The organism is Nocardia sp. NPDC059228 (genome assembly GCF_042754245.1).
GTDB lineage: Bacteria > Actinomycetota > Actinomycetes > Mycobacteriales > Mycobacteriaceae > Nocardia.
On the sequence record NZ_JBHZAL010000073.1, the window covers coordinates 1 to 10,666 of the forward strand.

9 protein-coding genes and 3 pseudogenes are annotated in these 10,666 nt (G+C 65.7%); 8 read left to right on the top strand and 4 right to left on the bottom strand.

Annotation, left to right across the window (positions count from 1 at the left end):
- Positions 1 to 556 precede the first annotated feature (556 nt).
- The 5 genes and pseudogenes from ACFXKA_RS42030 (at position 557) to ACFXKA_RS42050 (ending at position 6,063) form a co-directional block, all read left to right on the top strand.
- Positions 557 to 1,684, top strand: a complete 1,128-nt coding sequence (locus ACFXKA_RS42030) for a DUF418 domain-containing protein (RefSeq protein WP_379431758.1) — start codon at positions 557 to 559, stop codon at positions 1,682 to 1,684.
- Between the two features lie 41 nt (positions 1,685 to 1,725).
- A pseudogene (locus ACFXKA_RS42035) lies at positions 1,726 to 2,148 on the top strand (IS30 family transposase); the annotation flags it as partial.
- Positions 2,149 to 2,482: 334 nt separating this feature from the next.
- A complete protein-coding gene (locus ACFXKA_RS42040; protein WP_379431759.1) occupies positions 2,483 to 3,349 on the top strand; it encodes a tyrosine-type recombinase/integrase in 867 nt (288 codons plus the stop codon).
- Positions 3,350 to 3,568: 219 nt separating this feature from the next.
- Positions 3,569 to 5,086, top strand: coding sequence for a glycoside hydrolase family 43 protein (locus tag ACFXKA_RS42045; RefSeq protein ID WP_379431760.1), 1,518 nt, complete (start codon positions 3,569 to 3,571; stop codon positions 5,084 to 5,086).
- Between the two features lie 314 nt (positions 5,087 to 5,400).
- A complete protein-coding gene (locus ACFXKA_RS42050; RefSeq protein WP_379431761.1) occupies positions 5,401 to 6,063 on the top strand; it encodes a TetR/AcrR family transcriptional regulator in 663 nt (220 codons plus the stop codon).
- 328 nt (positions 6,064 to 6,391) lie between these two features.
- Here the strand turns inward: ACFXKA_RS42050 and ACFXKA_RS42055 are convergent, their stop codons facing one another.
- The gene (locus ACFXKA_RS42055) at positions 6,392 to 6,925 is read right to left on the bottom strand and encodes a hypothetical protein (RefSeq protein WP_379431762.1); all 534 of its coding nucleotides are present in this window, start codon (positions 6,923 to 6,925) and stop codon (positions 6,392 to 6,394) included.
- Positions 6,926 to 7,555: 630 nt separating this feature from the next.
- Here ACFXKA_RS42055 and ACFXKA_RS42060 point away from each other — a divergent pair.
- Positions 7,556 to 7,954: a low affinity iron permease family protein gene (locus ACFXKA_RS42060; RefSeq protein ID WP_354845801.1), complete on the top strand. Its 399-nt coding sequence runs from the start codon at positions 7,556 to 7,558 to the stop codon at positions 7,952 to 7,954.
- A 287-nt stretch (positions 7,955 to 8,241) separates the two neighbouring features.
- Here ACFXKA_RS42060 and ACFXKA_RS42065 read toward each other — a convergent pair.
- A pseudogene (locus ACFXKA_RS42065) lies at positions 8,242 to 8,589 on the bottom strand (flavoprotein); the annotation flags it as partial.
- A 37-nt stretch (positions 8,590 to 8,626) separates the two neighbouring features.
- Here ACFXKA_RS42065 and ACFXKA_RS42070 point away from each other — a divergent pair.
- Positions 8,627 to 8,824 (top strand): annotated as a pseudogene (locus ACFXKA_RS42070) (transposase); the annotation flags it as partial.
- A 242-nt stretch (positions 8,825 to 9,066) separates the two neighbouring features.
- Here the strand turns inward: ACFXKA_RS42070 and ACFXKA_RS42075 are convergent.
- Positions 9,067 to 9,735 (bottom strand): TetR/AcrR family transcriptional regulator, encoded by a 669-nt coding sequence (locus tag ACFXKA_RS42075; protein ID WP_379431763.1) that lies wholly within the window; start codon positions 9,733 to 9,735, stop codon positions 9,067 to 9,069.
- A gap of 97 nt (positions 9,736 to 9,832) precedes the next feature.
- On the opposite strand from ACFXKA_RS42075, the gene ACFXKA_RS42080 reads away from it, so the two are divergent.
- Positions 9,833 to 10,234 carry a nitroreductase family deazaflavin-dependent oxidoreductase gene (locus ACFXKA_RS42080; RefSeq protein WP_379431764.1) on the top strand — a complete coding sequence of 134 codons (402 nt, stop codon included), beginning with the start codon at positions 9,833 to 9,835 and terminating at the stop codon, positions 10,232 to 10,234.
- Here the strand turns inward: ACFXKA_RS42080 and ACFXKA_RS42085 are convergent.
- On the bottom strand, positions 10,212 to 10,466 hold the full coding sequence (locus ACFXKA_RS42085; protein ID WP_379431765.1) for a DUF4158 domain-containing protein: 255 nt from the start codon (positions 10,464 to 10,466) through the stop codon (positions 10,212 to 10,214). The two genes, ACFXKA_RS42080 and ACFXKA_RS42085, sit on opposite strands and share 23 nt — an antisense overlap.
- Positions 10,467 to 10,666: the final 200 nt, after the last annotated feature.

Consider the following 10,666-nt stretch of genomic DNA (forward strand, 5'->3'; position numbering starts at 1 on the left):
TTTGCACACCTCCTCGATCGAGAACTTCTCACCGAGTAGCTTCTCGCCCTCACGGAGCTTGCGGATGATCTGCTCGGGGGTGTGTCGTCGTCGCGCCATGTCGTGAACCGTCCTCCTGCACCCATTCTGGTGCATCAGAACTCTCACAACCGCTGGACCTGCTCAAAGGGCTCCAGTCAGAAGCGCTGCGCGGCTGTTCGACGCTGAAGCGATGGAAGCGGCCGACGTCTACAAAGGTCCGCGAGATCGTGATGATCTACTTGACCAACACGCCGACTTGTATCGGATTGCAGCCGACCTGGACGAATGCGTACTAGTGAAACTCGACTGAAACAGGGATCACCTCAGACGTCCGGAACTACCGCGGGTCGCGGTTCGCAGGCGACAGTATCCACGGACCGGATACTCGTTTCGTGGATGAGGCCAACGAGAAGGAACCGGGCGGTGTTTTGAAAGTAGTTCGTGCGGAGGGGTATGTCTTCTCAGGGTATGCACCGAGTGCCGTGTAGGTCTCTCGGACGATCCGCCACCAGGGCCGCGTTCCTACCCTTGATCCATGGTGGACGAGCAAGCGCCGGTGCCACGGCTGGTGGAGTTGGATGTATTGCGTGGATTCGCGCTCGGCGGAATCCTGCTGGTGAACATTATCGTCATGTCGGGCCCATGGGCGTTTCCGGACGGCGTGCTGTTGCCGGTACTGGAAGCGTTGTTCCACAACAAGTTCTACGTCCTGTTCTCGTTCCTGTTCGGCTATTCGCTGACCATGCAGTTCCGCGCGGCGGAACGGGCGGGGGTGAGTGGGCGGGCCCGTACCGTGCGACGTTGTCTGGCACTCATGGCGCTCGGTGCGGTGCACGCGGTGTTCTTCTTCATCGGTGACGTCCTGTTCGGATACGGTGCGATCGGCCTGATCCTGTTGCTGCTGAGTGGATTGCGCCCGCGCGCCGCGGTGTGGGCGGCTGGCGGATTGCTCGGGTTCGCCGCTGTCGCCATGACCGTGATGATCCTGCTGACCGACGTCGAAGGCGGTTCGACCGATCCCTCCGAACACACGCGGGATTTGGATGCCATGCGGGCGGGCTGGGGTGAGGCCGCGGCGTGGCGCTGGGAGCAGTTCAGCGGGAACATGCCGCAATACCTGGTGTTCGGTGTGGTCGCGGTGCTGCCGTTGTTTCTGCTCGGCCTGGCCGCGGGCAAGATCCGCCTGTTGGAAGATCCGGCGCGGTATCTCGGGTGGTTGCCGCGGGTGCAGTTGATCGGATTCGGTGTGGGAGCGCCGGTTTCGATCCTGGGTGCGCTGTTCCACTGGCCCCTGCTGGCCGGTCCGAGTCTGCTCACCGCGCCCCTGCTGTCCGCCGCGTACGCCGCCACGCTCTTGCGCGTGCTGCACGCCCGTCCTCGCGTGGCGGAGATCTTCGCGCCGGCCGGGAAGATCGCCGGCACCACCTATATCAGCCAGTCCGTGATCACGTCATTGATCTTCACCGGCTACGGGTTCGCGCTCGCCGGACGCCTGAACGATTGGGCGATCGGGGCCATCGCGCTCGCCATCTACGCCACCCAGCTCTACCTGGCCCGGATCTATGTACGACGGCATCGCTACGGTCCCATCGAATGGCTGCTGCGTGCGGTCACCTATGGCCCCAGGCAGTTCCGCCGCGCGCCCACTGCTGTCGCTCCATGACCCTCGCCGAGCGCTTTCCCTGCGGCATACGCCCGGCCATTGGTGGAATGTCGCCGATCGCCACCCTGGTCGAACGCTCCCCCTGGTTCCCCATGCTGGTCGCGTTGCCCGAAGGGCACCGCGCCGACCTGGTCGCGGCCGCACTCGCCGCCAGGATCGGCACCTTGCCGATCGCATTGCGGCGCACCCTGACCTGGGACCAAGGCATCGAGATGACCGAACACACCGTGTTCACCATCGCTACCGGCGTCCCGGTCTATTTCTGCGAGCCGAAAAGCCCTTGGCAGCGCGGCAGCAACGAAAACACCAATGGCCTGCTCCGTCAATACCTTCCCCGACACGTCGATCTGCGCACCTACAGTCAGTCCGAGCTCGATGCCATCGCCGACGAGCTCAACGGACGCCCTCGACAAACCCTCGGATTCCGCACACCATCAGAAGCACTCGACGAGGTGTGGCGATGACCGCCTGAGACCGCACCGCATACCGCACTGACCGAACCGGCCAGCGCGCGGCGACGTCGGCCGGAACCTGTTGCGCCACAGAACGTCCCCTACTGCCAATGACCGCTACACGCCCGGCAGAAAGAAGCGGTTAGCGTCATCGAACACGCCGATCTGCCCGTTGGCATCCATCGGGACCGGCATGAGGCCTCCGATTGAAGACACCAGCCACGCCACGACCAGCTCGATGGCCGAGTCCAGGTCACCCTGTCCATGTCCTCGCTGACAGGCGCGCCATCCTCCGCCCGGGAGTGCGGTCACCACTTGCCGTGCCATTTCGGCCGGTGACGACCTCGTGCTCCGGCTGACCACCCTCGCCTACCTCGCCCGCTTCTCCGCGGTATCGCGCATCCACACCAAATCCGATCTGCGCCTGTACTTCTACTGGTGCACCGACCAGCAGATCACCCCGCTCGCGGCCGCGCGGACCGAGGTCGAACGGTACATGCGGTGGATGCAGGAGGTCCGCCGCTTCAAACCCGCCACCGTCGCCCGCCGCCTGGCCGTCGTCGCAGGCTTCTACCGCACCTGCGTTATCGACGGCGTCTTGGACCGCTCACCCGCCGAGTACGTCCGCCGGCCGCGGGTATCGAACGAGTCACCGACACTGGGACTTTCACACCTGCAGTTCGAGGCACTGCTGTGCGCCGCCCGCGACTCGGACAACCCGCCGGACTTCGCCCTGGTCACCATGCTCGGGCTGCTCGGCCTGCGGATCAGCGAAGCCTGCGCCTGCAACGTCGACGACCTCGGCGAGGAACACGGCCACCGCGTCCTGCGCACCATCAGCAAAGGCACGAAGATCGCGCTCGTGCCGCTACCTCCCGCGGTCGGCCGATCCATCGACCGTGCCGTTGAGATCCGGGTTCGCGGCCCGATCCTGCTGAACTTGCGTGGCCGGCGCATGGACCGTCATTGCGCGATCCGGCGTCTGCGGCGCCTGGCCGAACGCTCGGTGGTGCGGTTACCGAAATTGCATCCGCACACGTTGCGCCACACCTTCGTCACCACGATGCTCGACGCCGGAGTGGATCTGCGCGATGTCCAGATCGCCGACCGCCACGCCGATCCGCGCACCACGATGCGCTACGACCGGGCCCGCACCAACCTCGATCGGCATCCGAACTACATCCTGGCGGCCTACATGGCCTCAGCCACATGACATCTCAATCATCCGCACATGCCGATGACCGAGTGCCCGCAGCAGGTCATCTGGACCGGTGCGGAAGCATGCTGACTAAACAGTCAGTATGCTTTCTCAGTCGGGGGAACAGGTCTTTGCTTCCAGCGGCACTGAATCCGGTCTCGTTCGGCACCTGCACCGCGCCCGGCCCGGCACCCTCCCGCGGCTGCCGAATCACACACTGAAAGAGGAACGACCATGCTCAACCCCGCTGTGCCGGGTTTCTATCCCGACCCCAGCATCTGCCGCGCGGGACAGACCTACTACCTGGCCTGTTCATCGTTCGAGTACTTCCCGGGCGTGCCCCTGTTCTCGAGCACCGACGCCGAGCACTGGACCCCGATCGGGCACGTGGCCACCCGCCCCGGCCAACTCGCCCTCGAAGACGTGCCCACCGCCGGCGGCGTCTGGGCGCCGACCATCCGCTTCCACGACGACCGCTTCTGGCTCGTGGTCGCCGACGCCTTCGGCCGCGGGCCGCTGCTGTTCACCGCCGACCGCGCGGAAGGGCCGTGGAGCGACGGGATCGAGCTCCACGGCGTGGAAGGCATCGACCACGACATCGCCTGGGACGCGGACGGCACCTGCTACATCACCTTTTCCGGACTCGTCCTCGAAGGCGAACAATCCGGCACACACCACGGAATTCAACAAGTGCGGATGGACACCACCACCGGCCACGCGCTCGAACAACCCCGTGCACTGTGGTCGGGTACCGGCCTGAAATTCCCCGAAGCCCCACACCTCTACGACGTCGACGGGACCTGGTACCTGCTGATCGCCGAGGGCGGCACCGAACGCGGCCACAGCATCAGCATCGCCCGCGCCGACCACCCCGAAGGCCCGTTCCACGGCTGCCCAGCCAACCCGATCTACAGCCACCGCAGCACCAACCATCCCGTCCAGAACACCGGCCACGCGGACCTGGTCCGCACCGACGACGGTTGGCGTGTCGTCTTCCTCGGCACCCGCCCCACCGGTCTGACCCAGGCTTTCGCAGTGATGGGCCGCGAGAGCTTCCAGTCGACCCTGCACTGGGTCGACGGGTGGCCGGTGATCGACCCGATCACACTGACCCCGGACCTTCCCGGCACCAAGGTCCACACCGACTTCGACGAACCCCTGGGCGTCGAGTGGGTGTCGGTGCGCGATGCGGAACGCGACTGGGCCTCACTCGACACCCGCCCCGGGTGGCTGGTGCTGCAGGGCTCGACCCCCGACACCCCCGGCCCGGCGATGGACGATCCTCGCCCGCATTTCCTCGGCCGGCGCCAGCAGCACGTCCGCTCCCGCTACGCCGCATCGATCGACGCAGCCGAGGGCATCGGCGGCCTGAGCATCCGCTACGACGAACTCCACCACTACGACATCGAAATCCAGCCCGACCACGACACCGGCGACTACCTCGTGCGGGCACGGGTACGCCTGGCCCAGGTCGAACAGACATGGGAACGGCGAGTGCCGCCAGGCCCGACCGTCCTGTGGATCACCACCACCCCGGTCCTCGCCAACGGATTCGACCCCCACGCGCTGTCCTGCGACACCGTCGGCTTCGGATACGGACAAGGCCCCGACACCACCGAAATCGCCGCCATGGACGGGCGCTACCTCACAGCCGACACCGCAGCCGCCTTCACCGGACGCGTCGCCGGCATCTACGCCGCGACCGGAACAGTCGCGTTCGACTGGTTCACCTACGAAGGCGAACATCGCTGACCCGCAAGGTCAGTGGCCAAGCCTTGCACATCGATCGATGGACCGATGACCCACAGCGCACTGGCGATCACACCAATGACGACGGCGAGCAAACGCACGCTACTGCCACATACCGCGCTGACCGAACCGGCCAACGCGGCACCTCGGAAGATCAACGAGCCGCAGGCAGCCCAGGCGGCTGACCAACCGCCTGCAGTGCAGGCTATTGCCGAATGCAGTGCGTTTCGATGGTGGTTACCCGGTCTGCTCCGCAACATGTTGTGCTCGATTTGGATTGGACCCGTGCGGGGTCGTCGCGGTCATGGTGCCGACTCATGCCCCGCGCGATGTACTCGACGACCAGCCGTTACGCCGGAACTAGCGCCGAGGAGCGGCGCGCGCTGCGCCGGCGTGCCCTGCTAGACGCGGCGCTCGACGTCGTCGGCGAGCACGGGGTGGCCGGACTGACCATGCGGGGCGTCACCTCGCGGGCCGGACTCAACGACCGCTACTTCTACGAAAACTTCACCGACTGCGACCAGTTGGCCACCGACCTGTTCGACGACCAGCTAGCCGCCGCCATGGAGGCGGTCACCACCGCCATCGCTTCCTCCCCGGAGGACCCCGAGGCCCGGATCCGGGCCGTGGTCACCGCAGCGGTCGCCTTCGCCGCCGACGATCCTCGGCGCGGGCGGCTGGTCACCGAATCCCAAGTCACCGAAGGACTTCGGGGGCGGCGATCACAATTCGTCCACCGACTGGTGGACGTGATGCACGCTCAGGTCGCCGAACTCGTCGGCACCGACGCTGTCACCACCACCACCGCGCGCCTGTCCTTGCTGACCGTCGCCGACGGCGAGCTCGACTTGCTGATCCACTGGCTCCGCAGCGAACTCGACCCCACCATCGACCGCGCAGCGCTGACCGAATTCCTCATCACCACACTGCGATCCGTCGTCTCGGACCTCGCGCGCGCCTCCGTACCCGAGCGGCAGTGACCAAACCCAATCAGCCAGGATGACCCCACCCCGGCCTCGCAACCACACGGAGCGCACCGCACTGCTCAGAACGGGCCGAGCGCGCTCCCTCCGAACGCACTATTCTGCCGCTGATCGCTCGCCCGAACTCGCCGTTTGAGCCCGCCATCGTTTTCCGAACGGGGATTTCGGGCCTGGTTGAGGAGCCCAAGAAGACGGGCCCCTTGAACAGGGGCCCGACGTTTACCCCACGGCCCGCGCGGGATCGGGACCGGCACACGTTGCTCGGCCCGGGTGACCCTCGGACGCGGTCGCTTTGTCACCGGAGCGGTCGGTAGCTGCGGTGAAGCTACCTTCCGGAGACAGTCGATGGCAGGGCCAGGATTGTCGCAAGGACCGGTCCCGGGTTGTTCGCGTCCTCGAGCTCAACCGGTGACTCCAGGGCGTAGAGGCTGTTCGCCGGCGGGAACTCCGCGATCGTTGGAGCGAGCAGGAGGAAGGATCCAGACACCTTGTTGCGCAAGGTGATTCCGGGCAACAGGTCGGGCATGGTCACGGCGACGTTGATCCTGAGGTCATGCTTTGCCGGACGCGGCGAGCCTGGACACAGCGCGGTGAGTGTCGACTCCCGCAAGGTAAGGCCACCGGCCGAGCCCAGGCGGATCGAGACGGCCCCCACGCCCGCACCCTTGCCGTCGACATCGAATTGCCCCACCGTCAGGAGAAGCTGCGACCGGGTGCCGTTCTGGTATTCGACCATCGGCGCGGCGGCGACCGCCTCATCCCAGGCCCCTTGAAACAACACCGGGTATTGCTGGTCCCCGACGAGCACTCGGGCATCGGCCGCCCTCATGGCGTACTGGAAAATCGCCTGCGACATCATGTCCGCGCCCCTTCCATATGTGTTCCCGGATGCTCCACGGCAGGCCGCCGGCCCGCGTGATCGAATCGTTCCGATCAGCGGTACTGGTCGCCACGAACCTGACCGGCGCAAACCTGGGATTCGCGGACCGATTCCGGAGCCGTCCACCAGGACCCCGGCCAGAGGATCCGACGTGAGAATGCGGTGCGATAACTGCGCCCGGATCCCCGCCACGTTCCACGATCAGCTCACCCCCACCCCACACTAGTGACATCCTGTGCCGGAAAGGCCCGAATACCGGGCAGATGGCACGAATCGAGAGTGCCCAGGCACGGAAAGTCATCGATATCTACGAATTAGCTGCGTGATCGAGATTGTCATGCAGGATGCCGGACAGAACCGGCCCGTCCGGTCGGTGAACCTTTCGCCCGCGTCCTGCAGGTTGGCGATGCCTCCGCCTTCGGCAGCGCCGCGCGATGCCGTCGCGGCCGATCACGTCCTACACAACGCGCTCAGCCGCGACATCAACGAACACGCCAGCGGCTGGCCGCATATCCGCACCATCCCGAGTTGGCGCGGACCGACTCGAGTAACTGGACGACCCTCGGCTTCGCGTTCGAGCCCCGACGCCCGCCCACTAAACTTCCGATGATGGAGCGACACCGAGAGGCCGCACGAAGTCGTGGCGGAGATGATCACCGGTCGCCGTTTGACCGGTTCGTCGGGCAGGCCGCGTTGCGAGTGAGTCAGGCTCCGTTCTTCTTCATCTGTGCCGGGATCGTCGTGGCGTGGCTGATCAGCTTGCCATGGTGGACGGACCTCAAGACCTGGCAAGTTGGCATTCATACCATTGCGAGCGTTTTCACGCTGCTGTTGGTGGTGCTGCTCGAGAACGCCAGCCGCCGCGCAAGCGAGGCCGCGCAAGAGAAGCTCAATGTCATCGCCGAGGCGCTGGCCTCGCTGCTCGCGTCATCGGCATTCAACGATCCCGAGCTTCGAACGGCCGCGGATCGGCTACGGGAAGCTGTTGGACTCGAAGAGCGCCACTGAGATGTGGTTGTACGGGGAGTCATCAGCAGCCAAATCCTGCCGACCATCCGGATCGGTCCACCGTGCGCCCAGCTAGCTAGCTGCGACCGCCACGGGTGTGCGAGCAGTGCTTGCCAGGCCAAATCCCATGGGAACAGGTGGATGTAGTCAGCCCCCGTGCCGGGTTCATGTTGCTTGTACACGTCATCACCGAACAAAACCGTTATGCCCCAGTCAGATAGATCGCGGATGGCATTCTGAAGCGCGGGAAAGCTGATCTGCGCCCAATTCGAGAACGGCATGGCCACCACGGGCAGTCGATTCCCGACCGCTTCGACCAGCAGGCCGAGCGGCAGGGTATCGGAGATACCGGCGGCCCACTTGGCCAGAGAGTTACAGGTAAGCGGGGCAACTATCATCGCGTCTGCCGTAGGCAGGATATCCGGGGCATCGGGCTCCTTATACAGACTGCGCACCGGGTGCCCCGTCTTCGCCGCCAGGGCGTCAGTGTCGATGAACCGGCGGCCATCCGGGGAAGCGATAACGCACACCTCCCACCCGTCGGCCTGAGCGAGATCCACCAGCTTGCCGATGTCGCGGGCAGCGGGTGAACCGGTGACGATGGCGTAGAGAACGGGTGCCCGGTGATCGTTCATGGCTCCCGGTGTTTTCACCTACGTACCCCGCACCGGCCGCGGCACGAACCAGAACACCAATCGCCTACTGCGCCAATACCTGCCGAAGAATGCCGACCTGCGCCGCTGGAGCCAAAGCGACCTCGACACCATCGCCCACGAACTCAACCACCGCCCCCGCAAGATCCACGGCTACCGCAGTCCTGCCGAGGTCTACGCTGACCACCTGAACAGCGGTGACGCACTGACCGTTTGAGCCCGCCATGGTGGACCGAACGCCTCTGCCGAGCGACTCGACAGTCACACTGCAAGGCGTGCTTGGAAACCCGTTTGTTTGAAGTGAGCGAGTCGCCGGCCTGCAGTTCCTTGGCCGCCGCCGCGAACGGGCCTGGTGACCACGCTCGACCGGTCGGCCGTTCCCTGGAGTACCTGATCGAGCTGTCCAAGACCAGTTGGTCCTTCGGCCGGTCCCGCGCCTTCGATACACGTGCCGTCAGGTCAACGGGGACCCTGCCCGGGGCTGCGGCGAGCTTCGAGCGCATCCAGGATCAGATCCAGGCCGTAGGTGAACTCGCCCGTATGGTCATAGCCCGGTCGCAGGGCGTGATCGGTGATCAGCTCGCGCAGGTGCGGGTACCGATCCGCGGGCAGGCGCTCGAGGATGTCGCTCGCCACGTCCTCGAGATCGGCAGGGGTCGCGGCGGGCAGATTCGCTTCCTGCAGAACGTAACCGCCGATGTAGCTGTCGATGACGGAGACGGCATGCGAGGCGTCGGCGAGAGTGAACCCGGCCGCTTTCAGCACTCCGAGCACCGCATCGTGGTGATGCAGCGTGGCGGGACCGGGATTGCGGCGGGAGTCCATCAGCCCCAGCGCCCAGCGGTGCTGCGACAACACCTGCCGGGCGGAATGGGCGCGCACCCGAATCGCGTCCCGCCAGTCCACGCAGCCGGGATCCGGTAGGTCGATCGCCGCGAACACCGCATCCACCACACCATCGAGGATGGCCTCCTTGTTCGGCACGTGGTGATACAGCGACATCGCCTCCACCCCGAGTTCCTGGGCCACCCGCCGCATCGAGATCGATTCCGCGCCACCGCGATCCGCGACCCGGATGGCGGCATCCAGCACCCGTTCCCGGCTGAGCGGTTGCGATCCTCGTGGCACGGCGGCTCCCGGTTCGAAGGGTATTGACAGGCTTACGCCCGTAAGCCTACCTTACAGCTGTAAGTCAACCTTACGCCCGTAAGAGAAGGAGACCTCGATGCCGATGCCGAAATGGTGGGGGCACGTCAACAAGCGGCTGTTCAACCCGCGCGCGATCGCGAACGGGAAGTGGCCGGTGCTGACGCACATCGGCCGCACCTCGGGCACGACCTACCGCACCCCGCTCGACGCCCATCCCGTCCCGGGAGGGTATCTATTCGTGCTGGTCTACGGCTCGCGCGCGGACTGGGTGCGCAATGTCCTGGCGGCCGGCGGCGCATCCCTGCAGATCGGCGGCCGGGACGTGGAACTCGCCGCCCCGCGTATCGTCGGAGAGAGCGAGGCCTTCCAGGCGCTGCCCGCAGATGCCGCCCGCCCGCCAAAGCTGTTCCGCATCACCGAATTCCTGCGCATGGACCTCGGCAACGCGGTGACCTTCAAATCCGAATCCGCTCACTGATCCGCCAACCCGGCAGCGCGGGATCGACCTTCACCTGCTCGGCCATGTACGCCACCGCGGCGGCCGGTAGGTCATCCGGCCCTGCAGGGAACCGGCCATCGAGCTCGAAGAATTTCAGCGACAGGCTGAACCCGCGTCGCGTCGCGCCCGACTTGTTGCCCACTAACCGCCAATCCTCACCGACCACCGTCCACGACCCGATCCGATCCTCGGTCGGCCACCCCTGACGCACGCCCGGCACAGTAGACGAATCACGCTGAGCGCGAAGCCACCTTGGGCGGGGGCCAGCTTCAGGATTCCTGCCGCGGCTAGATGCCGTAGCGAGCGACGATGACGTTGAATCCCACCGGGTTTGGTGCTCACCTCCTTTCTTGAGGAGGATGGGCAGACCATGCCATCGAAGTACGACGAAGCGACCAAGGCCAAGGCTGT